This is a genomic window from Paenibacillus sp. 2KB_20 (assembly GCF_052115765.1).
Lineage (GTDB): Bacteria > Bacillota > Bacilli > Paenibacillales > Paenibacillaceae > Paenibacillus_AQ.
Window position 1 is genome coordinate 41,760 of sequence record NZ_JBFRHH010000022.1, and the last position, 23,616, is coordinate 65,375.

The following is a 23,616-nucleotide window of genomic DNA, read 5'->3' on the forward strand; positions in this document are numbered from 1 at the left end:
CAGGATTTTTAGCCAAACAAAGACGAGGCCAGCTAAAGATTTTGATTCAATACACACATAATTTAGTTGCACCTATCGTTTTAATCCCTTAATAAAAGAACGATAACTCCAATCACAATAAAAATTATTCCGCCAACTATTCCACTTTCACCATTAGAACGTATTTCTTGTGTATTAGTGTCACTCTTCGGTGTACGAGTAAGAAATTTGAGCAATTTGATATTTGGATTTTTATAGTCATATAAGCCGAAAACAATCATGATGACACCTAATATGATCATTACCATTTAATAATCATCTCCTAAAAAACCATTACGTAAAAACCAAAAGGAGGTCCCAATAAATTAGGAAGTGATCGAGATACAATTTAAAAGAACCAATCAAGTTTAATCCCGGTGACTAAAAACAATATAATCCAGCCCCACAGAATCAATAAACGGAAGGGGCGGGGGATAATCAAATACTCCGAATACAATTTTGAAATAAGCTTCAAAGGCTCACCTCTTTTTTGATTTAGCGATATTTACTTAAAGAAATAGACCCCCATATCCTTCGCCGGGGCGTGGCAATAGGTAATATATTCCTCTCGATAATTATAGCATAAAGGGGATTGAGGGGAAGGGCGATGGCATGGGGACAAGGAGAGCTATTTCCAAAGGTAAATGAAGCGGAGATCCAGCTCACAAATTCAGAACAATTGGCGTGGCCATTGGATGGCGAAACAGCTCGACGCATTGATCATGAGGATCTGCATGCTGATAAGACGGCCAACGCTACGATTCTGATTGAAAAGCAGCATTGGGTATATCAGAGATATCAGTCTTACACTCATCGGCTCCGTAGGGCATTCTTACCGCTATTTCAATAAAGATAGCCTAAAAAATCCAGATTTCCTTTACTCCAATCGGTCTTTCCTACTTCCTTAATCATTAATTCATTCATTGCCTCAAAACCTATTCCATTTGTTAACTGAGTTTCATCATCAATTTTCAACCATTTACATCTGTTCTTCACTGGTTTATATCCATTTCTCAAATACAAGGTCATGTTATCCGCAAATAAAAGTGTAAAGTCAATATTTCGTCCCACAGAAAACTTGTCAATTTCTAAAAGAAGCGTTGAACCTAGTCCTTGGGAGCGTGCGCTTTGTGAAACACATAAATCAATTACTCCTAGTACTCTTATGGGTTTCCCATTTAGATTCATTACCCTGTAATCTAATCCAACATGTCCTATCAGCTGATTTTCTTGGTTGAAAGCTAGAAATCTAACATGCGGTAATTGCTTAAAATAAATTCTATCTCTAGGATAAACTTCTGGGAAACTATCAATTAATAATTCTTGTATTTTTGCTTCTAATTCATTATTTATATCATATTCAAATACTTTTTCTAACTTCAAATTATCCCTCCTATTTGTTTTAACTCTTTTCTACAATAGGAAGCTATATTGCTTCTATGAACTATCCTGTCCGTTAGCTTAATAATTCATCTGCTAGGCAGTATGGGCATTTTGTCACACCAAATGCTTGTTACATAACATCCGTGGGTTCAAGTTGTCCAGGCTGAACTGGACCGTAATAGAAGCAAAATGAGGAGTCTCTTGAGCGCATGACCGCATACGGCGGGCTTCCACCGAATACACCGTCTGATGCTACCAGTGAGGACGGCGATGATGATGAAATCGGAAAATTACTGGTCTCATCCCAGATCTGGGTGAGCGAGATAAGCTATTGTAGGAGCTGCAGACGGTGCTAGAACAGGATTTGGTAGGCGGTTGAGCCATCCGACAAAGTGAATGAAGTTATCCTCAAGCACATGCACCGCATCGGGAAGAAGCAGGCGGGCAGGCTAAACGGTGATCATAACTGTTATTGTAGACTCTGGCGGAGCGAAAAGTTATGACCACCAGCCATGTCGCTCAGTTATGTGCGCCGGGAGCTGAAGACAATCAATGCCGAGCGGTGTAGCTTGCCCGGTTAAGACGATCAGCCCGCGATCCCCGCCCCTATTCCAGTTCCTTTCGGATCAGCTCCAGCATGTCGCCGGCAAACGCGATGAGTTCATTGGGAGAGGAATCCGCAGGATTCTGGGTTCCGCCGCTATATTGATGCAAGGCACGCTTGATAATCGGATGATACTTGGAAGGAAGCATGAGCAGGCCCCATTCTCCGCCTTCTTTTTTGGAGGAGACAACGCCTTCCTTCAGATAGTACTGCACCCGGCACAGGTTTAGCGTGTAGTACATAGGGGGGCCGGTGATGTCTTGTACCGCACCCTCCACGTCATGGAGGATGGCTTGGATGTAATGCTGCCGGTCAACGGATGTAAAGACCTCGTGAACCGGTTTGCCGTACAGGGCAATGCCCCGATGAAAGATCACGGTGTAATGGGCGGCCAGGTCGGCGTCTTGGAACCCGCCGCATAGGTAATCGTCATCGGTAAGGTACTTCTCACGATGAAAGGCGGAATAGTGGAACTCGAATGGAGGCGGATAGACGGTCTCCTGCAGACTGGATTCCAGGACAAGGCTCAGCTCCAACCCCTGTTGATTGGGCATACCATCGTGGAACGCTATGATTTTTTTGGCCAACCGCCTCATATGATCCCGGGTCAGCTTGTCCTCAACCACGACCAGCAGATCGATATCGCTTGTGTCCGGGTTGAAGCAGCCCATAGCTAACGAGCCGTGCAAGTAAATGCCAACCAGATTGCCGCCAAGCTCCTCCTTAAACAAATCGACCGCTTGATCCAAAACCCATTGCGTGTCCAATTGAAACCCCACCTTCACCTAGTATGATATTCATCCATTATGTTCGGGGATTCTTTTCTTTGTCAATTAATCGATCCGTTCGTCCGTTTATACTTAGAATTGGGGCAGGGAGTCTAATAAAGCAAGCAGGGGATTCAAACATACATATCGAAGTGAACACGTGACTATGTTTTTTGTTGAAAGGACGGAGTTATGAATACTTTTCATGATGACCAACGAAGCCATATCGAGGTTTACGCAATCCAGAATTCGGACCAAATTCGCGATGAGACGTTCCGTGCCTTGTTCCAGACGTTATCGCCCGATCGACAGGACTATGTGTCCAAATTCAAAAGAGCGAGCGATTACCAACGGTCGGTGCTCGGTGATGCCATGGTCCATCGAATCCTTCGGGATAAGCTGGGACTTGATCCGATGCATATAGAAATCATAAGGAACGCATATGGCAAGCCATCCTTAAAGAATCATGACAATCTGCATTTTAACGTCTCCCATTCCGGGCATTGGATCGTGTGCGCCGTTAGCCACGAGCCGGTTGGGATTGACGTGGAGAAAATGGAAGCCATCGATATGGATATCGCCAAACGCTTTTTCCATAAAACCGAGTTTAATGGGCTGTTACACTGTGATCCTTCCGTTCGGCTTTCCCGCTTCTTTGATCTATGGACGTTAAAGGAAAGTTATATCAAGGCCGTCGGCAAAGGCCTGCATTTGCCGTTGGATTCGTTTGCATTGGAACTGCTGGAAGGGGAGTGGGCACCTGTGCTTGGCGAGAACGGAGAGACCTATTATTTTAAACAGTATGCGGTGGAAGAAGGTTACAAGTTGTCGGTGTGCGGCATTAGCTGTCATTTCCCTAAGAACGTCCAATTCGTAACTGCTGAGGAGTTATGAACGGAACCAGGAAAAACCAGCCCAAGGACGATGCCCTTGAGCTGGTTTTTAACATTTCGATTGTAGTTGATGATCAGACAGGACGCAGTGCCGGCCATGCCAGCTCGATTCCTTCGCTGACGAGCTTTTGCTGGAAGCTGGCCAGTCTTTCTTCATCGCTCCGCACATCCGTCGGCAGAATATCATGGTCTAGGCAATAGCTGACACAGTATCCGGCGGCCTCGCCAATGTTCCATTCTACGGGATGCAGCCGGTAGCAGCCGTTCGTAATGTGGGTGACCCCGATGTTTTTGCTGGCGGCCAGCACATTCTTCATCCGTTTCGGAATTAAGCTGCCCAGCGGGATTTGGAACGGCAGGGACGAGATATCAATGTAAGGGCGCTCGCCCGTGCTCGGATGCAGATCGATCCGGTAACAGCCGATGCCGACGGAATCAGGGAACGTTTCCGAAGCTCCGTCCGGCCGCGATTCGGTTGCCACATGCTGCTCCAGCACCGTAAACTCGGCCTGAATTCTTCTCGACTCACGGATGTAAGGATACATGGCCATCCCGTCTTCCGTTCCGACCACATCGGGACGCAGGCGCAGCCCGGGATAACCCTTCCCGCCGTCCGGCCGCGGCACCTCGGTCTGCAGCCAATACAGCAGGGACAAGCTAAGCTGCTTGGCTTGATAGATATGATGGTCGGCCTCTTCCTTCGGAACATCGATAATGGAGCCGAGCCAATAGTCGTTCTGCGGCCAGTTCACAAGCGATATCGAGCTTTCGAACGTACCCTCTGCAAAATGCTTCGGATCCAGGATTTGACGGTATTGATAAAGCGGGAACTTGCCGTGTCCCGGGAAAATCCCATACTCGATCGGCTCATTGGTCGACGGCTTGACGGCGGTCAGGCTTAACAGCTTATCCGGCCAGAATTCGGGTTTATACTCCCGCCAAAAATCGTAAAGGGCCGGCTTCTCGATGGTGTGGTCCTCACCCTCCAGATAATCCACGGCAAAACAATACGTGAAGCCCTGCATGTCCTGCGGCAGCGGATCGCCGTCAACGGCATGCGGTTCCCCTGTCTGGGACTTGGACTCGGCGCCGGTAACATACTCGATACCCGCCAGCGGAAGCAAATCGCCGAGCTCGGTGGCATCCACGAAGAACGGTGCGCGGAGCGCGATTTGATCCTGCGTTTCAAGATGACGAACGGTTACGCTGTTCACGCGATCCCCTGAAACGTCGGCAGACTCCGCCGCATACTGATACAGGATCGTAAGCCGTCCGCTGTGAATGTACGGGGCCAGCATTTGATGCAGCACGGCGAGAGCCGTACGCGGCTCATGGCACAGCCGGCTGACGATGCCGCTGCCGGGGTTCAATTGCACATTGGATCTGGCCTTGGAAGTCATGGGGAAAAAATCGCGGTAGTACTGGCGGACACCTTCGCGGAACTGCCGGTAGCTGCGCGTGCAGCCAAAGGATTCAATCCACGGATGCTCGTCGGGCGGAACCGCCTGGCTGGTTAGCTGTCCCCCGATCCAAGTGGTCTCTTCGGTCATGATGACCGTCTTTCCTGATTTAGCGGCGGCAAGTGCAGCGGCTGTTCCTCCGGTCCCGCCGCCGAGAATGACGATATCGGCCTGCATTTCTCGTATCATTGACAGATTCTCCTTTTGGGATAGTTTCATAAATGATCAACAAGATCAGCACAACAAGTGACTATTTCTAATTGTAGATGCTTACCCTTAGGAAAAGTACAGGAAACAGGTGACCTTTTTTGGTAATCTGATGCCGTTTTACAAGATTTATTGTCCGGTTTTGTATTTGCCGCGATATTGCCCGGGTGTCATCCCCTCCAACTTACGGAAGGACCGGATAAAGTTCTGCGAATTGTTGTAACTCAGCTTCTCCGCAATATCCTTAATGGGCATATCGCTTTCGACAAGCCATTTCTTGGACATTTTGAAGCGGTACTGGGACAGGTATTCGCTGAAGGACATATTGGTCTCTTTTTTGAACACGCTGCTTAGATAAAAATTGTTGTAATGGAGGCGCGAAGCACATTCCTCGAGCGTAATATTGCGGTCAAACTCATTGCGGATGATCTCGATCATCTGCTCGGAGAGATTCTGATATTGAGAGTCCTGGCGATCCCGGAATACACTGACCATCGGCCTGATGATGCGGGATTTAAACCAGCTTTCGATATCATGATTGGTGTAGAGCCGAAGAAGTTCCTCCACAAGAGAGCTGTCCCGGATGTCGAGCTGCTCGAGCATGATCCCATTCTCCTGCATCACGATCATCAGATCATTTAACAGCCGGATGAGCGAGATTTGATAATCATGCGGGGTCCGATCCTTCCGAAACACTTCTTGCAGCCACTGCCTCAGAAGCTCCATGGCCCGATCTTCATCGGCCAACTTGATGGCATCGATCAGCTCGTTCTCCACCTGCATCGGGTAGAAATAGACCCGGGTATGTTTGCCGGAGTTTAGGCTGAAATAAGGGATAATGACACCGGTCCCCAGCTTGATGCGGTGTTTAAGGGCTTCGAGCCCTTCCTGGTAGGCGCGCGACGTTTTGGACAGGTTGTCGTAAGGCAGGCTGATGCCGATGCTGACCTCCAGATCGAGAACACTGCGCGTCGTCTTCTGGATCTCCTCCGATAATGTATACATATAGTCATTGAATGCTTCCAGCGTGATACCGCCTCGTCCGATGAGCGTAACCTGCGTGAGATCGATAATGACAGAGGGGAGGCGATGGGAGGAGGGGATCATCTCCTCAATGATATTGTTGATGGCAAACAGCAGCAGATCACGATCCTTGCGTTCATAGCGGGTTTCGTCCAGCATATCGATCTGAAGGGTAAATACCGCCAGATGCTCCCAAGCGGATATTTGCTCCTTGAAGCCGAACAGCTCGATCTGCTCCATCACTTCGGGCGGACTGCTCTTCCCCAGAAACAGCTTATGGAGGAAAAAGGTGCGTACCTGCTGGCTGGTCTGCCGAAGCTCGCTGCGGAGCTTGGTGTTCGAATGGAACATATCCCGGATATGCTCATCGATGATTTGCAGCTCGCTCTTTTTGTTGGCTTGGATTTCCGGCAAACGCTCCACGATATTTTCAAAAATGTGCCGGATGGGTGTGTACATTTTCCGTGTTCCAAGCCATACCAGCAGAATGCTGAAACCGATCATCAGCATGCAAATATACAGCGTAAACCAGCCGATGGAGCGGGACTCCTTCGTAATGACGGACATTTCGGTAAAGGAGGCATACAACCAGCCGTTAAAATCGGACCGGACGTACGTAACGGACACCGGCTTGTTGTCGATCCTCGTCTCGAACTGCCCCGATTTATTGTCAAAATGGCCCAGCTCCGCCTCTTCATACCCGGTATCGGTCAGATATTGCCCGAGCTTTCCTTGCTCGGGATGTACAACGATCCGGTAATTGTGGTCCAGAACCATTACCTCCCGGGATTCGGAAGGGGTATCCATCATAGCGGCGAGATTGCAGCTGGGAATGGTGGCGAGCGCGACACCCCGGGCGCTGGAGGAAGAGAGTGGCATTTTCTTCACAAGCGCAATCGTGTAGGGGCAGGCATAACTGAGTGTATCGCTGGACCCGAGGGATTCCGTTTCAAGCATCACCCAATTGGAGTTCCCATGAAGCTCCATAAGCGTCAGCAGCGCATCCTTGGAAGCGTATTCATTAAATTCGTACATGCCCCGGTTATTGATCAGCCAGTTGGTTGTCGTATTCGCAAGGATGACGTCCGTAACCTTCGTCTCGGGAGATTGCAGTAGACTCATCTCTTCTCTCAGCTTGTTATACAATTGGAAGTCATAGTAGGAAAGGGGCCGATACAACGCGCTTTGCAGAATATTGGAATTAATGACGTAATTCAGTGTATAATCCACGGTCCGCAGCACCTGTTCGAGATTGCTGTTGGTTTGATTCATAATCTGGATATTGCTGCTAATGACGTGTTTTTGAACGGAGGTGGATGATTTCATGAACGAGAAGAAGCCGAGGGCCACAAGAGGAATGATGCTGATGAAACAGCCGAACAGGACCATTTTAGAATAATAGCTACTTTTTGGATGCAATAGATACACCTTCCTGTTTAACAAAGTGTATAATCATTGTATGGGCAACCCGGATTACATTCAATAATCATTTCGAAAAGAATAATCACTGTATTTGATCATCATGATTGTCATGAAAAAAGATGTACATATGTTATGATCATTTCAAACATATAGGATCCGCAAGAAACATGGTGGAACGGAGGTAGAACGGATTGATGACCCGTCTGTCAAACTATGTCATTCTTACACTCGCTATTCTTATGGTATCGGCTGCATGCATCAGCATGGCCCGATCATCGGGAGCGGATGGCGGAAGTACGTCTTCTGATCGCACAACCAGCATTTCGATTATGGCCAACCTGCACACCACCGAAGTTCCCTCCGATCGGATCGAGAAATGGATCGAGGATAAAACAGGCGTTCAGCTGAACATTCAGTGGGTACCCGACGGGAGTTATGATGAGAAGGTATTTGCTTCGCTTGCAACAGGGACTTTGCCGCAAGCGCTGTATCTGAAGAATGCCGCATCCTTGTCCTATTTCAGGGATGAGATTCGGAGCGGGCTATTCTGGGAAATCGGCCCGTATCTTAAGGACTATCCGAATTTGCAGAGATTGAAGCCCGAGGTTCTGAAGAATACGGCCATCGATGGTAAACTGTACAGCCTGTATCAGGAACGTGCCTTAGCCCGTTCAGGCATCATCTACCGTAAGGACTGGGCAGATCGGCTGGGACTACCGGCACCGGAAACGCTTGATGAATTATATGAAATGTTGAAAGGGTTTACATATGAGGATCCGGACAACAACGGTATCGACGATACCATAGGTTTGACGGACCGCAATGATTTGATCTATGGGGCTTTCAAGACGATTAGCTCCTATTATGGAACTCCGAACAATTGGGGATGGTATAACGATTCATTGCAGCCGGAATTCGTCTCCCCAAAGTATATGGAAACGATGAAGTTCTTCAAGAAGCTTCATAGCGAAGGATTGATAAATGAAGACTTCCCGATTACCAGCAAGACCGACCAGCAGGAGCTGTTCGTAACGGGAAAAGCTGGGGTTTATATCGGTGCAATGGGGGACGTACTGTCCCTGGAATCAAGGCTGCTGGCGAATGATCCCAAGGCCGTGCTGGACGTTCAGAATCGGATTCTCGGGCCGGAAGGGTACGGGATATGGGCTTCGCAGGGTTACGGGACGGTGATCTTGTTTCCGAAGTCCGCGATTGCTACGGAAGAGGAACTGAAGAGCGTGCTCTCTTTCTATGACGCACTGATGAGTCCCGAGCTTGCAAACCTGATGTATTGGGGCATCGAAGGGATCCATTATACCGTTCAGGATGGAAAAGCGATGGCGGTGGATGCATTTGAGCTAAGGGAAAAGGATGTAAAGCCCTATCAGGCTTTAATGGCTGGAGGCTCCAGCACTATACCGGGCATGCTGCAGCCGGTTACTCTGAATCAAGCGAAGGATAAGGCCGAGCGGCTGATTTACGATAATGAGCGTTTTCTCATCTATGATCCCACCGCACCGCTGGAGTCTCCGATGTATAATGAGATCGGCGTCAGATTGAATGAACGCATGCGGGATGCCACCTATCAATTTATGCTAGGGATGATCGATGAGCAGGGATTTGAGGCTGAGATCGATCGTTGGCTGGAAGAGGGGGGGAGGCAGATTATCGAGGAGTATAATGTTTCATACCGAAGCACGGTCGGACCCTATTTACATGAGAAATACCGCTAAGGGATTGATTTCCCCGGCGGTATTTTTTTGTTGTGCCATGGCGCGAGCAATCTCATGGACAACATAATCATTAGATTTGATTCCACTCCATTAAATGCCGGTCGGGACCGAACTTCCCATATCCAATCTGAGGATTATATACGTACCAGACTTCCGTCATCTAAGCTTTTCTTGTCAGTCCATATTCAAATTTAAAACGGAGGTCAGAAGATGAAGAAGAATAAAGCCAGTACTATCCTGGCAATTGTAACCGCTTTATTCGTGCTGGCGGGCTGTGGCGGCAACTCCGCCCCAGCAGCAACCGGCAGCTCAAATGGCAGTCCAGCGCAAGGTGAGAACAAGAGCGAACCGGTAACCATCTCGATTATGGCCAACCTCCATACCCCTGAAGTTCCCTCCGACATGATTGAGAAGCTGCTGGAAGAGAAAACAGGCACCAAGCTTGACATTCAGTGGGTGCCGGACGGCACTTACGATGAAAAGGTCAATGCATCCTTTGCAACCGGAACGCTGCCGCAGGTGACGTACCTGAAGAATGCCGCCTCGCTTGTGAATATGCGTGATGCGATCCGCAACGGGCAATTCTGGGAGATTGGGCCATTGCTGGGTCAATACCCGAACCTCAGCAAGCTGAAACCTGAAGTGTTAAAGAACACGGCGGTGGACGGCAAAATTTATGCGTTATACCGTGAAGTGCCTTTGTCGCGTCAGGGCATCATTTACCGCAAGGATTGGGCCGATAAGCTTGGGCTCAGCGCCCCGACCAATGTGGACGAATTCTATAATATGTTGAAGCAGTTCAAGGAGAAGGATCCTGATGGCAACGGCAAAGACGACACCATCCCGCTGACGGATCGAAATGACCTGATCTACGGCGCGTTCAAAACGATAAGCTCGTGGCTCGGCACGCCGAATAACTGGGGCGAGAAGGACGGCAAGCTGGCTCCCGAATTTATGTTCCCTGAATATATGGAGACGATGAAATTCTTCAAGAAGCTTCACCAGGAAGGCCTGATCAATCAGGATTTCCCGGTTACCAGCAAAACGGACCAACAAAATCTGTTCATTACTGGCAAGTCGGGTGTATATATCGGAGCGATGGGGGACGTATCCAGCCTGCATCCCAAGGTCGTCGAAGTGAATCCGGATGCGGAGCTCGATGTTCAGAATAAAATCGAAGGAGGACCGAATGGCTTCGGAATCTGGTCAGTTCCCGGCTATGGCTCGGTGATTCTCTTTCCGAAAACAGCTATCAAATCGGAAGAAGAGTTGAAAGATGTGCTTGCCTTCATGGATCAGTTGATGAGTCCGGAGCTTGGCAACCTGATCTATTGGGGCGTGGAAGGACAGCACCACAAGCTGGAGGAAGGCAAGGTCATTCCTTCGGAAGACACCAAGCTGACCGATCGCGAAGTGAAGCCTTATCAAGCGATGCAGGTCGGCGGGCCGTTAACGATCGAGGGTTTTTATGAACCGAAGCATATGCTCCCTGTCAAAGCGAAATCGGAGGAAATGATCACGGAGAACAATGATTATCTCATTGAGGATCCTTCGGCATCACTGGATTCCAAGACGTTTAACGAAAAAGGTGTACAGCTGCAGGAGATGATTAAAGACGGCACGTATCAATTTATGCTTGGCGATATCGATGAGGCCGGATTCCAGGCGGTCGTGGATAACTGGCTTAAGAGCGGCGGTCAGCAAATCATCGATGAGTTCAACGTATCCTACGAATCATCCAAATAACGAACATGCCAGCATCCCGAATGGCCGGGGACTGCGATGCTGCAGTCTCCGGCAGGCTTCGGGATAGAAAGGAAGTCTGAGATCATGAGCGAAACCGCAGTGAAGACCGGGATGAGCAAGGGCGCCCCCAAAATACCGGAGTCCGGTCGAATGAGGAGAATCATAAAAAACCGGGCGATCTACCTCATGATTCTTCCGGGATTTTTATACTTCCTGATCTTTAAATATATCCCGATGTCGGGATTGATTATAGCCTTCCAGGATTATCAGGCTTATCTAGGTGTTACGGGCAGCCCCTGGGTGGGGCTCAAGCATTTTGAGCGGCTGTTTACCGAGCCGATGTTCTTCACGATTTTGGGCAACACGCTGCTGCTGTTTTTCTTGAACCTGGCCTTCTATTTTCCCGTGCCGATCATTCTTGCCTTAATGCTCAACGAGGTTCGGCGCGAAGTGTTTAAACGTTTTATCCAGACGCTGGTGTATATTCCCCACTTCATGTCCTGGGTTATCATCGTATCCATTTCGTTTGTCATGCTCTCGATGGATCGCGGAATCATTAATGAATTGCTGGTTATGGCCGGATTCGAAAAAATCAATTTCCTGATGAGCAGCGAATGGTTCAGGCCGATGTATGTTATGCAGATCATCTGGCGGGAGGCAGGCTGGGGGACGATCATCTATTTGGCTGCCATGGCGGCGATTGATCCCGGTTTATACGAAGCGTCCCGGATTGACGGGGCCAGCCGCTTTCGGCAAATGTGGCATATTACGCTTCCTTCGATTCGAAGCGTGATCGTCGTTTTGTTGATTTTGAAAATCGGCGATGTGCTGGAACTTGGGTTCGAACATATCTATCTCCTCTTAAACTCAATGAACCGGAATGTGGCGGAGATATTCGATACGTATGTTTATACCGCAGGTCTTAAGCAAGGTCAGTTCAGCTTCAGTACGGCGGTCGGGTTCTTTAAATCGCTGATCGGTCTTATTCTGGTGATGCTGGCCAATTGGCTGGCCAAAAAAACGGGAGAAGAAGGCATCTATTAACTACAGAAAGGTGGACCGCTATGGTACAAGATAAAACGATATCGAGCCGAATCTTCGATATCGTGAACTATACGCTGCTGTTGATCATTGGCCTGGTTACCATCCTGCCTTTCCTTCACGTCATCGCCGGATCCTTCACAACCGTGACGGAGCTGGCGCAGAAGCAGTTTGTCCTGTTTCCGACCGTATGGTCGCTTGATGCTTACAAATATGTGTTTTCAACCAATACGGTGTTTCGCTCGCTTGGCGTTTCCGTGGGCGTCACCTTTTTGGGTACCTTGTTCAGCATGCTGTTAACCTGCTTGATGGCATACGGGCTGTCGCGCAGGGATCTGGATGGCCGTAATTTCATCATGTTCATGGTTCTGTTCACGATGCTGTTCAGCGGCGGAATGATCCCAACGTTTCTCGTGGTGAAGGAGATGGGGCTGATCGATACGTATGCGGCGCTGATTGTCCCGACGGCGATCAATGCATTCAATCTCATCATCATGCGTAACTTCTTTCAGAACCTGCCTGAGGGATTGGAGGAATCCGCGAAGATCGACGGGGCCGGCGATTGGGGCATCCTGTTCCGAATCGTGATTCCGCTGTCGATGCCTGCTATTGCGACCATATCGCTCTTTTATGCGGTTACCTACTGGAACACGTATATGTCGGCGATTTTGTACTTGAATGATGCGGCCAAATGGCCCGTGCAGGTCATCCTGCGGCAGATCGTCATCCTTGCCAGCGGTTTGGCGGCAGACACCTCCGGCATGGACGAATTTGTCCGGCCGCCGGAGCAGACGGTGAAGATGGCGGTCATTGTCATTGCCACACTGCCGATTCTGTGCGTATATCCGTTCCTGCAGAAGCATTTTGCGAAGGGTGCGCTGCTGGGTTCAATCAAGGGATAGAGAGGAGCGAGGGATCGTGTTGGAAAAGAAACAGTGTGCACCGATCATTGCTGGCAATTATGCCGACCCGTCGATCATCCGGGTTGGCGAGGATTATTACATGACACATTCCTCCTACAAGCTGACGCCAGGTCTCGTCATCTGGCATTCGCGTGATTTGCTAAATTGGAGCCGGGTTGGGGCAGCATTGCCCCAATACGAGGGGGACGTATGGGCGCCGGAATTCGTGGCTCATAACGGCATGTATTATATTTATTATCCGGCAGCGCGAACGAACTGGGTCGTAACGGCATCCAGTCCGACGGGACCGTGGAGCAAACCGATTCATTTGGGGATCAACGGAATTGATCCGGGGCACACGGTAGGACCGGACGGAAAGCGTTATTTGCATATGTCGGGCGGTGATTTTGTAGAGCTAACGGCGGACGGACTCGCGGTTACAGGTGAAGTCAGACATGTGTATAACGGCTGGCGGTATCCGGACGATTGGGTCGTGGAGGCTTACAGTCTGGAGGGGCCGAAGATTACCGTTCACGATGGATATTACTATCTGACGGTGGCAGTTGGGGGGACAGCTGGACCGCCCACAAGTCATATGGCCGTGTCGTCAAGATCCAGAACGCCATGGGGACCTTGGGAGCACTCTCCGTACAACCCGATTGTTCATACGGAATCCAGTGATGAGCCCTGGTGGTCCAAAGGACACGCCTCGTTGATAGACTCCCCGAACGGCCAGTGGTGGATGGTCTACCATGCTTACGCGGGCGGGTTCCATTCGCTGGGCAGGCAGACCTTGCTCGAACCGATCGAATGGACTTCAGACGGATGGTTTCGTGCTGCAGAAGGTCGTGAGGGACTTATTGGCGAGTACGATCGGCCGCATGATGAAGGTGAAATCAATGCTGTGAATCAAGGTGTTACATTCAGGGATACCTTTTCTGGAACTGAGCTGGGTTTGCATTGGCAGTGCGAAGGCGTGGAGCCTTCCGCCCGGTTCCATCCGAGGAATCATGAATTGGTAGCCGAGGCAGCATCCGAGGAGGCAAAAGCTTCTCCACTGCTCTATATGGCAGGCCATAAGCGTTATTCAGCAGAGGCCGAGATCATCGTGGAAGGTCCGGCAGAAGGCCGCCTGCTGCTCTATTATAACGATGCGGCATATCTCGGGATGGGAGTCAACGAGCGTGGGGTCCGGCATTTCCGGTCATTTAAGGGCTACGGCACGATGCCGAATGATCGGCGCAGGGCATTTTTGCGGTTGGTTAACGATGCGCATATCGTTTCATTCTATTACAGCTTCGATGGGGTGGAATGGCTCCGGTATGACAAAGTGGCGGATGTTTCAGGATTCCATCACAATACGTTTGGCGGGTTTCAGAGCCTCCGCATCGGACTGGATGCCGTCGGTAAAGGCAGGGTGATTTTTCGGAATTTTTCATATAACGTCATAAGCAGCTGAAAGAAGGGATCGGGCATGACAAAGAGATTAGAGGACATTCTGACGGGTGGCGACGGGCTGTTTGAAGGTTTCTTCGAATGGCTCGAAGGACAATATGACGCTGCTTCCGGCGGCTTTTATTATGCCCGCAGTTCAAGGGATTCTGATGCGTTCACGCCGGACATCGAATCGACGGCGCAAGCACTGGGCATTATCGAGCGCTGCGGGCTTCAGCAAAGGCTGGCCGAAGATATTAAGACGGGCATCGTGCGTTTTTTTCAGTCGAAGCAAGACCCTAGGGCGGGGTATTTCTATGATGCCGATCCCAGGATGAGAAAAGACGATGTGATGGTGGGACGTGCACTTGGTTACAGCGTAGGAGCACTCCGAAAGTTGGGTGCAGCCCCTTTGCATCCGCTGCCGGGCAATCGGAATATGGCTCCGGCATACTGCCGTTCTCCTGAGGCTTATGCGGAGTGGCTGCGTTCGATCAGTCTTGCGAACAGCTGGCGCGGCTGCGACCGGCTGTGTAACTCGGCCCCCTATTTAAATCAGATGACGCCTGCAGATCGGGAGCCGTTCTTATCTGAAGCTCTGTCTTATTTTGCGAGTATACAAGACCCCGTGACAGGGTTGTGGGGTGAAGGCACCCTTTATGTGCGAATATCGGGAACCTTCAAGCTGTTGACATTCTATAACCGGTTTCAGGCTCCCCTGCCGCGGACGCCGGAAATATACCGTTCCCTGCTGCACGCTCTGCGGAACGAGAAGGCCGTTGACATGTGTTATATCCGGAACCCGATCAGCCTCCTGACCTCGATGAAGCTGCGCATCCCGGAAGAGGACGTTCTGAAGATCGCGGAAATCACCTTACGGAATATGGCGCGGCTCAAGCGGGCGGACGGCGGATTTTCCAGGGAAATCGCTCATTCCCCGCCGGCACCGAATGTGGCCCAAGTGAAGCAAGGTGAGTATTATCCTGACATGCCGGAGGCGGTTTCACTGGGCAAGGGTGAGGTCGAAGGGGACATGAATGCCGGAACGCAGGCGATTCTTATCCGCTATTCACTCCGTGAGCTCGGGGGGCTGCAGGAACGAAAGCTGGATATTTCCGATTCTGTGTTCTCATCTTTACGAGCAGATACGGGGATATGATTTACGAGTCATGACCTCTAAATGTATAGAATCAATCAGCCGAGATGATTCTCTGAATTTTTATGACATGGATAATAGGAATACATAGACCCTCCGGCGAAGAAGTATGAAGGTTTTTAATTTAATGAATCGATGAACGCGAAAATTCGGTACTTGGATTAGCAGAGGAGGAGGATCATGGCGGAAATCGGAGTTTGGGAACAAGCGGAGCCCGGGGTAACAAGGAAGGTGTTTCAACCCGGAACCGGGCTAATGATGATGGAGGTGCATTTTGAAGAAGGGGCGGAAGGTGCATTGCACAGCCATCCCCATGAGCAGATGAGTTACTGTCTGAAGGGCGCCATCGAATTTTATATCAACGGTGAGACAACTCTGGTGCGTCAGGGAGATACCATCGTCATTCCCGGCGGAGCGGAGCATGGGGTAAAAGCACTGGAACCCTCCGCTCTTTTGGATACGTTTACACCGCTGAGACTGGATTTGCTTGGTCTCTGAGTGCTTAAGGCTGAAGGAAATGTAGAAATGAATGAACAGACTTGAGATGAAGACAGAAAGGAATGGATATGATGAAGCTTTGGGAACAGGATATTCCCGGACATGAGTCGGTGGAAGAGAAATTCACACCCTACATCGTACCTTATCTATTACAAAATGAAACGCCCCACGGAGCCGTGCTTGTGCTTCCGGGCGGCGGTTACGAGCGGCGCGCAGATCATGAGGGTGATCCGATTGCCATGTGGCTGAATTCAATTGGGCTATCGGCCTTTGTCGTTCATTATCGTGTTGCCCCTTATCGCCATCCATATCCGCTAGGCGATGCTCAGCGTGCCATCCGGCTTGTAAGACATCACGCCAAGGATTGGAACATCGATCCGGACCGTGTTGGAATTCTCGGGTTCTCGGCAGGCGGACATCTCGCAGCGAGTGCCAGCACTCATTTCGATGAAGGAAATCCGGAGGCCGTGGATGCTGTGGACCGGCAGAGCTCCCGTCCGAACGCTTCCATTCTCTGTTACCCGGTCATCTCATTTAAGGATTATTACCATGAGGGCTCCATGACCAATTTGTTGGGAGAGGATCCGCCGGAAGAATTGAGAAATGCGTTGTCGCTTGAGCTTGCGGTGAAACCGGAGACCCCTCCTTCCTTTCTGTGGCATACCGCGGACGACGGCGCGGTTCCTGTCGAGAACAGCCTGATGTATGCCAAAGCGCTAAGCGAGCAGCGCATCCCGTTTGAGCTTCATGTTTTCCCGGAGGGTCGGCATGGCCTTGGTCTTGCGGAAGAAGATGCCAGTGTTTCACAATGGACGGGCCTGTGCGCAGACTGGCTGCAGAAGATCGGATTCCTGTCGCAAGCGGTCGTTCAGGGAAGGTAGACGGATGCAGCTAAATTGAACTCATGAAAAAAAACAAGCTCATCTGAAAAATCATCAGATGAGCTTGTTCGTATAACCTAAAGATCAGGACCGGCCTCTAATCTCCTGTCGGAGGAACAGGACGTAAGAGATGGCGAAGCAGATCAGCGTGGCTGCGGTCAGTCCGGTAATTTGCGGCCAGACGAGCAGCAGGCTTTGACCAAAGGGCAGCGGACTAGCGATGGCGCCGTACACCTGCTCCTGTGTGAGTGGTCCGAGATTGCGGATGGACGGCATCAGCAGAGTGCTCGTTGCCTCATTAAACAGGGTATATGGCGACAGCCGGCCAAGCCAGAGCATCAGATTCTGATAGCTCATGACATCATGGACCGTGGCTGAGGCAGAATCCGGAGCCAATCCCCGCGCCAGCAATCGCAGGATCATATCAAAAAAGAAGCTGAAGAACAGCCAAACCGCAATGCTTGACAGGGCGGAAGTCGCAGGCTGGCGGAATCTTACGGAGAACATAATGGCCAGATTCAGCCAGAAGCCAACGTAAAATATGGTCACGACCAGAAAACTGATGGTTCTCAAAAATTCCTCGAAGGTTGGCGGTATGCCGATAATCAGGGTGCCCAGCGCCATGGTCAGCAGCCCGAGCGTGATAAACATGATGCTGATCACGATCAGGGAGGCGGCGAATTTGGCATTGAGCAGGTCGTCGCGGTGAATCGGCTGGGCCATGATGCGGCTGAGCGTCCCTTTGTTCCGTTCACTGTTGATGGCATCAAAGCCCATGCCGATTCCGAGCAATGGACCTAGGAAACCGACAAACCCGATGAAGGTCAGGAGGGTGCCGTCCGAGAGGGTGAACAGCTTCAGGATGACAAAATCATCGACCCCGTTCTCCGACCCGAGGGCTTCACGGATGCTGTTCATTGCCGTATATAGCGAAGCCACGCATGTTAAGGCAATGATGCCCAGCAGTAAAATGAAGCGCCAGCTCCGGATATGGTCCGCGATCTCTTTACGGACCAGTACGCCGAAGGCTGAAGGCGTGGACGGTTTGACTGCTTCTACTGTCGCCGTTTGGTCTGGCCTGTTGGTGCGCTTGGAAAATGTTTTTTTTGTGTTTTCGGAGAAGGACTGCAGCCGGCGGCCAATGCCAGCCAGCTTACCCTGTACGCTCAGCACTCTTCGCTCTGCCATGCTCATCACCTCCTGCAAAATAACGGTGGTAGATTTCGTCCAAACCATACTGCTGGCGGTTCAGAGAGAACAGCTGGGCACCTGCATTCACTACCGTTCGGGCAATTTCGGGGCTGCAATCCCTATCGGCCCGGATCAGAACCTTAGCCGGAAGGTTTCTGATCCGGGTGTCCGCATGCTCAGCTGTATCGCTTTCGACAGACGGTACCTCGACCTGTTGAACCCCTTCGATGGTGCTGATCTCATCCCGCAATTCGGGCCGTAGCTCATCCAGCTCCACCGTGATTTTAATCGGATCATCCGCGAACAGGGTCCGGGACAGCCCCACGACATCCTCTTCGGCGAGCAGCCGTCCCCTCACGAACAGGCCGACGCGGTCGCAAATCTGCTGAACCTGGTGCAGCTGATGGGACGATAGCAGTACGGTAAGGCCCTGCTCACGGCTTAGCTTCCGTATCAAACGCAGCAGCTCCTCCATACCTGTTGGATCGATGCCCAAGGTCGGTTCGTCCAGGATGATGATTTCCGGGGATTTCATCAAGACGTCCGCAAGTCCGAGCCGCTGTCGCATTCCGCGGGAATAAGCCCCGGTCTTCTTATGGGCTGCATGCGTGAGCCCAACGTGCTCTAACAGCTCCAGTGCCCTCTCCCGGGCTTGGGAATCGGGGATTCGATTCAGCCGTGCCGTAAGCATCAGATTTTCGAGCCCGGTTCGGTCCTCGTAAAAGCCAACGTCATCAGGCAGGTAACCGACCCGCCGCTTGACCGGAATCGGTTCTCTTGTCGGATTGAGGCCAAGCACGTTAATGGTTCCTGAATCCGGTTCGCTGAGTCCGAGCAGCATCAGGATGGTGGTGGATTTGCCCGCACCGTTCGGGCCGAGCAGACCGAAAATCTCGCCGCGTTTAATTTGGAGGGATAAACGGTCCACCGCCTTCGTTTCATTGTAGCTCTTCGTCAATTCGTGAATGTCAATGACCGTATCCATCAAGGTTATCTCCTTCCGTATTTACGAATGAGAACATAGATGCCTCCCAGAATTGCAACAATAACGAGCACGCCGATCCAGCCCCACAGCATGGAGCCTTTGACGGCTACGCGGAATTGGGCGTCGGAGCTTGCTTCAGCCGCGGCGGCCTTCAGGCTGGTAACATAATCACCCGCAATGGCTTTGTCGCTTGAGGTCAGTTTGGCTTCTACCGTTGTGGATTTGCCTGCGGGAAGATTTTCGATTGTTTTCGGATTGAAGCTTACCTCCCAGTCCACCGGCGTATCGGAGCTAAGATTAATATCCGAGAGAGGTGCCGTCCCCGTATTCTTGACCAGCAGCTCGATGGTTTTGCTGCCGCCCGCATTGACGTTTGTGCTGAGCAAACCGCTTGGTGTTGTAAGCTGCAGCCCATAAGAGCCCGTAATGACAGCTTCCAGCGCAAGCTCGGAGGATGTCGATGAATTGGAGGCGCGGATCGGAATGGAGAAGGTGCCTTCCGTCACTTCGGCAGGCGGTTTGACATCGACAGTAATGGATTGACTTGCACCCGCTTCGATTTCGACGGAGGATACCTGCTTGCCGCCGGACGTGAATGTAACGTCCCATCCCGCTTGGGCATCGGCCTGCAGAGCATAGTTTTGTTTATTGGCAGTTCGGTTTTGCAGATTCACCGTGTAGGTAAACGTGGAATCAGCATGCCCCTCCAGATTGGCTTGATCGGTTGTGAGCTCGGTCTGATAGGTTCCTTTTTCCGTAATATCGACAGTTAATGGCAGACTGGTCATGGATCCCGCCGTTACTTGAAACCGGTAGGTGCCTTTATCTACTTTGAGCGGCACGGTAACCTCCAAGGACACCGATTCCGATTCACCTGGCTTCACGGATACTTCCTTCAGCTGCCAGCCTCCGCCGTTAAGCTTGGTGCTCCAGCCGCTCGGCAGGCTGTTGATTTGGAGCGGAACCGTAATGACGCCGCTCGTATTGTTTTTGACTTCAAGGGGATAATTGATGACTTCCCCCGGCGGAACGGAAATCGAGGTGTACGGTGTGTACAAGGTGATTTCCCCCGCCGCGAACGCGGTATTACCTCCACTTAACAAATAAGTACCCAGGATGAACAAGAGCAGCAGGTTCAGCTGCTTTGCTCTCTTTCTAAGCAATTTCATGACACTACCCCTCCTAATTTATGGATTCATAATGAGTACGTTGGAAGCACCGGGTTTGGATTTATCGGAAAGATTAAAATTAGCTAAAAAATTCATTAAAGGAAGCTGAAAAGTGCCCCGGTTTATTCAAAAGACAAGGAGCGTTTGCTAAAATATTGAATCGAAAATGGCAGTGCGAAAGGCAGGCCATCATGATGATTTGAGAGGAGAACAGATTAGGGGGAGTCAGGATGAACGATCATTCTGCGATGTGGCTGGAGGAGATTGCAGAAGGTTCGACCGCAGCATTCAGGCACTTCTATGATGCTAATGTCCGCTTGGTTTACCGGCTGGCTTTGCAGATGACCAAGGATCCGGCCGAGGCGGAGGATGTATGCCAGGATATCTTTATGGAAGTGCTGCATAAGGCGGATCAGTATGATCCTGCACGCGGAAGCGTTGAGGCTTGGCTGGCCGTGAGAACACGGTGCAGGGCGATGGATCGGCTGCGCAAGCGGAAGCGCACGGCTGCAGCCGAATGGATCGAAGAGGCGCTGCCGGAAACGGCATGGAGCGAAGAGCAGGAATCGGTAGAGTTGGCCGCCTTGCGCCGATTGGAGCTGGAGCAGGTAAAGGAGGCGCTCCAGGGCATTCCGCCCCTTCAGAGGATGGCGGTTTACGGAAGCTACGTCGAGCAGCGCTCCCACCGGGAAATGGCGGAATTGTTAAACCGGCCTGTCGGAACCGTCAAATCCTTAATCCGGTACGGCATCCACAATGTTAGACGGCGGCTGGATGCGATGAACGGGAAGGAAGGGGGGAGCTCGCAGCATGAAACATTCAAAGCAAGACCATGAGCGTTTCGCTCAAGACAAATTTGACTGCCCGTTATATCCCGAGGAGAAGCTTGTTGATTACGTTATGAAGCGATTGCCGTACGCGGAGAGGATGAATATCGAGCACCATCTTAAGGAATGCAAGACATGTTTCGGGACAGCGGCGGAATGGGCCGACCTTATGGGAGCAGAAGGTATCGCAACGCCATTACATGAATCCGATGTAATCGAGCAGGAGCTGTTTCGAAGCGGTGATATTCGTAGCGAACCGCTTGTCGGATCGACTCAGCCTGCAGGTACGGAGACGGACATTCGGGAGTCAATGAAGAATCAAGCAGCGGATGGACACATGCCTCCCAAACGACTGCGCAGCAGGCTCCTGCTTGCGGCTTATATCCGGTCCTTCCGAAGCAAAATCCGAATCAGGAAGCATGTTGCATTGCAGGCGATATCCGGAGCACTGTTCATCCTGTTGATAGCCGGTTTATTCACCTTGAAGGGAAACGACGCTCAGACCCATGCGGCCTTCGAACATACGGTGAGCCAGCGGATTGCCGATATGCAAAGCGAGGATACCGAGCGGTATGTCATACAGCCGGTTGAGCCTTTCTACGGCAGCGGCTCGGTGTGGCTGAAACGCGGCTCGGGAGAAATGCTGATCGTTGTGAACGGCCTGCATTCCTTGGAGGAAAAAGACTATCAGGTGTGGCTTCAGGATGAGGATCGGCTGTCGAGCGCGGGCTTTATGCTTGTGCAGGGCCCGCAGGGAAAGAGCTATTATTACGGTTTCGGAGCGGGGAAAGCGAAGCGGATTGTTGTGAGCATGGAACCCAAAGGGGGGAGCCGGAGACCGACCGGGCCCGAAGCCGTCCTGGTGAATATGGGGCCTTGATGCCCCGATATGCAGGGAAATGCGCTATCCAAGGGAACACCTTATCTAAAAAACAGTGAGTAAATCGAAGGCGGTGAGTACGGGATGTGGCGCGCAGATGCTTTGCTGGAGTCCATGTATAACGAGACAATGGGACGAACGAAAGACAGGCAGGCTGCCATGAGTGCCGAAGAGTGCAAAGGGTATTTAAAGCAGACGCTTCGGCAATTGATCGGCGAATTCGAATCCAATGACAGGCATAAGCCTGTGCTGCTCGAACAGGAGCCGTGTGACGGATATATTCGGGAGAGGGTGGAGTTATCCGCCGTACCGGGCGTATCCTTTGCGGCGTATGTATTAATTCCGGATGGGAATCAGGGGGAGCCGATGCCAGCAGCCGTCGCTGTTCATGGTCATGGCTATGGCAGCAGGGAGATTGTAGGGCTGAAGCAGGACGGCTCAAGCCATCCTGATGCATCTGGTTTACATCGGCATTTCGCTGTCCAGTTGGTACGGCGGGGCATGGTGGTGATCGCTCCGGATATAGCCGGTTTCGGTGAGCGTCGCCTTGCGGCGGATCTCGTACGGAATCCGGATGCCCCGAATTCCTGCCACCGGCTGTCCACCCAGTTGATGATGCATGGCAAGACGCTCGCTGGTCTCCGCGTAGCCGAGACGCTGAAGGCCTTGGAGTATGTGGCCGAACGCCCGGAGGTTCAGGCTGACAGAATCGGCATCATGGGTTTTTCGGGAGGCGGGTTTATCTCGTTTTTGAGCGCGGCGCTGGATGAACGGATTCGGGCTGCCGTGCTTGCGGGATATCCCAATACTTTTAAGGACAGCATTATGGCGGTGCAGCACTGTGTATGCAATTACATCCCCGGCATGCTCAACCATGCCGAGCTGCCGGAATGGATGGGGCTGATCTCACCTAGACCTTTGTTTCTGGAGTCGGGAACCCATGATCGGATATTCCCGGCTGCGGGCTTTGAAGCCGCAGCTCATGAGCTCAGGGAAACATATCGGCGCACCGGTGCGGAGGAGAAGCTGCAAACCGATCTGTTCCCCGGGGCACATGAAATCAGCGGTCGATATTCTTACGACTGGTTGTTTGAACGGTTAAGCAGCCTGGATTTGTGAAGGGTACTCTTCCCTAGCCGTTTCTGATCAGGCACTAATTGTAACAGGGCATCGCACGTATGGGCCGCAAGAGACTATGGGTACAAGTGAAAGAGAACAAAAAGGGACTCCTGAATCATCAGGAGTCCCTCAGATTGTCGAGAAACCCTGTACTTTTTTCAAAGTACAGGGTTTCTTACATATCAAGTGGTCACATCAAAAGGGAAAATAGGGGATTACCCCCTGTTTTCCAGGCGATCCAGGTGGATCGCCATCTTCTTCATATTCTGTACGGCTG

The 23,616-nt window shown here is 51.1% G+C and carries 21 protein-coding genes; 13 read left to right on the forward strand and 8 right to left on the reverse strand.

All coding sequences use genetic code 11. From position 1 onward, the window contains the following. Nucleotides 1-80 precede the first annotated feature (80 nt). Nucleotides 81-287: a hypothetical protein gene (locus AB4124_RS32205; RefSeq protein WP_430181886.1), complete on the reverse strand. Its 207-nt coding sequence runs from the start codon at nucleotides 285-287 to the stop codon at nucleotides 81-83. Nucleotides 288-625: 338 nt separating this feature from the next. Here AB4124_RS32205 and AB4124_RS32210 point away from each other — a divergent pair, with 338 nt between their 5' ends. Further along, entirely contained in the window at nucleotides 626-868 is a 243-nt protein-coding gene (locus AB4124_RS32210; protein WP_441975302.1) for a hypothetical protein, read from the forward strand. Here AB4124_RS32210 and AB4124_RS32215 read toward each other — a convergent pair. After that, nucleotides 862-1,401 (reverse strand): GNAT family N-acetyltransferase, encoded by a 540-nt coding sequence (locus AB4124_RS32215; protein WP_430112584.1) that lies wholly within the window; start codon nucleotides 1,399-1,401, stop codon nucleotides 862-864. The genes AB4124_RS32210 and AB4124_RS32215 overlap by 7 nt on opposite strands. A gap of 606 nt (nucleotides 1,402-2,007) precedes the next feature. Continuing rightward, the gene (locus AB4124_RS32220; protein WP_441975303.1) at nucleotides 2,008-2,772 is read right to left on the reverse strand and encodes an aminoglycoside adenylyltransferase domain-containing protein; all 765 of its coding nucleotides are present in this window, start codon (nucleotides 2,770-2,772) and stop codon (nucleotides 2,008-2,010) included. A gap of 192 nt (nucleotides 2,773-2,964) precedes the next feature. On the opposite strand from AB4124_RS32220, the gene AB4124_RS32225 reads away from it, so the two are divergent. Beyond that, on the forward strand, nucleotides 2,965-3,666 hold the full coding sequence (locus AB4124_RS32225) for a 4'-phosphopantetheinyl transferase family protein (protein ID WP_430112587.1): 702 nt from the start codon (nucleotides 2,965-2,967) through the stop codon (nucleotides 3,664-3,666). A gap of 73 nt (nucleotides 3,667-3,739) precedes the next feature. Here the strand turns inward: AB4124_RS32225 and AB4124_RS32230 are convergent, their stop codons facing one another. Both AB4124_RS32230 and AB4124_RS32235 read right to left on the reverse strand, forming a co-directional pair. Then, nucleotides 3,740-5,314, reverse strand: a complete 1,575-nt coding sequence (locus tag AB4124_RS32230; RefSeq protein WP_430112589.1) for an FAD-dependent oxidoreductase — start codon at nucleotides 5,312-5,314, stop codon at nucleotides 3,740-3,742. A 147-nt stretch (nucleotides 5,315-5,461) separates the two neighbouring features. Then, nucleotides 5,462-7,774, reverse strand: a complete 2,313-nt coding sequence (locus AB4124_RS32235; protein ID WP_441975304.1) for a helix-turn-helix domain-containing protein — start codon at nucleotides 7,772-7,774, stop codon at nucleotides 5,462-5,464. Nucleotides 7,775-7,971: 197 nt separating this feature from the next. On the opposite strand from AB4124_RS32235, the gene AB4124_RS32240 reads away from it, so the two are divergent. The 8 genes from AB4124_RS32240 to AB4124_RS32275 all read left to right on the forward strand — a co-directional run bounded on the left by AB4124_RS32240 (nucleotide 7,972) and on the right by AB4124_RS32275 (nucleotide 17,168). Then, nucleotides 7,972-9,510, forward strand: a complete 1,539-nt coding sequence (locus AB4124_RS32240) for an extracellular solute-binding protein (RefSeq protein ID WP_430112592.1) — start codon at nucleotides 7,972-7,974, stop codon at nucleotides 9,508-9,510. A gap of 210 nt (nucleotides 9,511-9,720) precedes the next feature. After that, complete coding sequence (locus AB4124_RS32245; protein ID WP_430112593.1) at nucleotides 9,721-11,256, forward strand: extracellular solute-binding protein; 1,536 nt, start codon at nucleotides 9,721-9,723, stop codon at nucleotides 11,254-11,256. Between the two features lie 150 nt (nucleotides 11,257-11,406). Further along, the gene (locus AB4124_RS32250) at nucleotides 11,407-12,300 is read left to right on the forward strand and encodes an ABC transporter permease (protein ID WP_441975312.1); all 894 of its coding nucleotides are present in this window, start codon (nucleotides 11,407-11,409) and stop codon (nucleotides 12,298-12,300) included. A gap of 20 nt (nucleotides 12,301-12,320) precedes the next feature. Next, nucleotides 12,321-13,199 carry a carbohydrate ABC transporter permease gene (locus AB4124_RS32255; protein WP_071222846.1) on the forward strand — a complete coding sequence of 293 codons (879 nt, stop codon included), beginning with the start codon at nucleotides 12,321-12,323 and terminating at the stop codon, nucleotides 13,197-13,199. Between the two features lie 19 nt (nucleotides 13,200-13,218). Continuing rightward, nucleotides 13,219-14,658: a family 43 glycosylhydrolase gene (locus AB4124_RS32260; protein ID WP_430113136.1), complete on the forward strand. Its 1,440-nt coding sequence runs from the start codon at nucleotides 13,219-13,221 to the stop codon at nucleotides 14,656-14,658. A gap of 15 nt (nucleotides 14,659-14,673) precedes the next feature. After that, nucleotides 14,674-15,792 (forward strand): hypothetical protein, encoded by a 1,119-nt coding sequence (locus AB4124_RS32265; protein ID WP_441975305.1) that lies wholly within the window; start codon nucleotides 14,674-14,676, stop codon nucleotides 15,790-15,792. Between the two features lie 177 nt (nucleotides 15,793-15,969). Continuing rightward, entirely contained in the window at nucleotides 15,970-16,287 is a 318-nt protein-coding gene (locus AB4124_RS32270) for a cupin domain-containing protein (RefSeq protein ID WP_215157421.1), read from the forward strand. Nucleotides 16,288-16,358: 71 nt separating this feature from the next. Next, nucleotides 16,359-17,168, forward strand: a complete 810-nt coding sequence (locus tag AB4124_RS32275; RefSeq protein ID WP_430113137.1) for an alpha/beta hydrolase — start codon at nucleotides 16,359-16,361, stop codon at nucleotides 17,166-17,168. 84 nt (nucleotides 17,169-17,252) lie between these two features. Here AB4124_RS32275 and AB4124_RS32280 read toward each other — a convergent pair whose 3' ends face one another. The 3 genes from AB4124_RS32280 to AB4124_RS32290 are packed head-to-tail and all read right to left on the reverse strand — an operon-like array spanning nucleotide 17,253 to nucleotide 20,513. Then, nucleotides 17,253-18,356 carry an ABC transporter permease gene (locus AB4124_RS32280; RefSeq protein ID WP_430112596.1) on the reverse strand — a complete coding sequence of 368 codons (1,104 nt, stop codon included), beginning with the start codon at nucleotides 18,354-18,356 and terminating at the stop codon, nucleotides 17,253-17,255. Further along, nucleotides 18,322-19,344 carry an ABC transporter ATP-binding protein gene (locus AB4124_RS32285; RefSeq protein ID WP_441975306.1) on the reverse strand — a complete coding sequence of 341 codons (1,023 nt, stop codon included), beginning with the start codon at nucleotides 19,342-19,344 and terminating at the stop codon, nucleotides 18,322-18,324. Before AB4124_RS32285 ends, AB4124_RS32280 begins: the two co-directional genes overlap by 35 nt. Before the next feature lie 5 nt (nucleotides 19,345-19,349). Beyond that, the gene (locus tag AB4124_RS32290; RefSeq protein ID WP_441975307.1) at nucleotides 19,350-20,513 is read right to left on the reverse strand and encodes a COG1470 family protein; all 1,164 of its coding nucleotides are present in this window, start codon (nucleotides 20,511-20,513) and stop codon (nucleotides 19,350-19,352) included. A 230-nt stretch (nucleotides 20,514-20,743) separates the two neighbouring features. On the opposite strand from AB4124_RS32290, the gene AB4124_RS32295 reads away from it, so the two are divergent. From AB4124_RS32295 to AB4124_RS32305, 3 genes are all read left to right on the forward strand, one after another. Then, nucleotides 20,744-21,349, forward strand: a complete 606-nt coding sequence (locus AB4124_RS32295) for an RNA polymerase sigma factor (RefSeq protein WP_441975308.1) — start codon at nucleotides 20,744-20,746, stop codon at nucleotides 21,347-21,349. Then, complete coding sequence (locus tag AB4124_RS32300) at nucleotides 21,324-22,220, forward strand: anti-sigma factor (protein WP_441975309.1); 897 nt, start codon at nucleotides 21,324-21,326, stop codon at nucleotides 22,218-22,220. Before AB4124_RS32295 ends, AB4124_RS32300 begins: the two co-directional genes overlap by 26 nt. Before the next feature lie 84 nt (nucleotides 22,221-22,304). Continuing rightward, nucleotides 22,305-23,339 (forward strand): dienelactone hydrolase family protein, encoded by a 1,035-nt coding sequence (locus AB4124_RS32305; protein ID WP_441975310.1) that lies wholly within the window; start codon nucleotides 22,305-22,307, stop codon nucleotides 23,337-23,339. The last annotated feature ends 277 nt before the right edge of the window (nucleotides 23,340-23,616 follow it).

Excerpts from the sequence above, each read along its gene's own strand:
- AB4124_RS32295 (WP_441975308.1), top strand. The coding sequence starts at position 20,744 with ATGAACGATCATTCTGCGATGTGGCTGGAGGAGATTGCAGAAGGTTCG.
- AB4124_RS32210 (WP_441975302.1), top strand. The coding sequence starts at position 626 with ATGGCATGGGGACAAGGAGAGCTATTTCCAAAGGTAAATGAAGCGGAG.
- AB4124_RS32265 (WP_441975305.1), top strand. The coding sequence starts at position 14,674 with ATGACAAAGAGATTAGAGGACATTCTGACGGGTGGCGACGGGCTGTTT.
- AB4124_RS32230 (WP_430112589.1), bottom strand. The coding sequence starts at position 5,314 with ATGATACGAGAAATGCAGGCCGATATCGTCATTCTCGGCGGCGGGACC.
- AB4124_RS32245 (WP_430112593.1), top strand. The coding sequence starts at position 9,721 with ATGAAGAAGAATAAAGCCAGTACTATCCTGGCAATTGTAACCGCTTTA.
- AB4124_RS32300 (WP_441975309.1), top strand. The coding sequence starts at position 21,324 with ATGAAACATTCAAAGCAAGACCATGAGCGTTTCGCTCAAGACAAATTT.
- AB4124_RS32255 (WP_071222846.1), top strand. The coding sequence starts at position 12,321 with ATGGTACAAGATAAAACGATATCGAGCCGAATCTTCGATATCGTGAAC.
- AB4124_RS32285 (WP_441975306.1), bottom strand. The coding sequence starts at position 19,344 with ATGGATACGGTCATTGACATTCACGAATTGACGAAGAGCTACAATGAA.
- AB4124_RS32270 (WP_215157421.1), top strand. The coding sequence starts at position 15,970 with ATGGCGGAAATCGGAGTTTGGGAACAAGCGGAGCCCGGGGTAACAAGG.
- AB4124_RS32205 (WP_430181886.1), bottom strand. The coding sequence starts at position 287 with ATGGTAATGATCATATTAGGTGTCATCATGATTGTTTTCGGCTTATAT.
- AB4124_RS32250 (WP_441975312.1), top strand. The coding sequence starts at position 11,407 with ATGAGGAGAATCATAAAAAACCGGGCGATCTACCTCATGATTCTTCCG.
- AB4124_RS32275 (WP_430113137.1), top strand. The coding sequence starts at position 16,359 with ATGAAGCTTTGGGAACAGGATATTCCCGGACATGAGTCGGTGGAAGAG.
- AB4124_RS32225 (WP_430112587.1), top strand. The coding sequence starts at position 2,965 with ATGAATACTTTTCATGATGACCAACGAAGCCATATCGAGGTTTACGCA.
- AB4124_RS32280 (WP_430112596.1), bottom strand. The coding sequence starts at position 18,356 with ATGGCAGAGCGAAGAGTGCTGAGCGTACAGGGTAAGCTGGCTGGCATT.
- AB4124_RS32290 (WP_441975307.1), bottom strand. The coding sequence starts at position 20,513 with ATGAAATTGCTTAGAAAGAGAGCAAAGCAGCTGAACCTGCTGCTCTTG.
- AB4124_RS32240 (WP_430112592.1), top strand. The coding sequence starts at position 7,972 with ATGACCCGTCTGTCAAACTATGTCATTCTTACACTCGCTATTCTTATG.
- AB4124_RS32305 (WP_441975310.1), top strand. The coding sequence starts at position 22,305 with ATGTGGCGCGCAGATGCTTTGCTGGAGTCCATGTATAACGAGACAATG.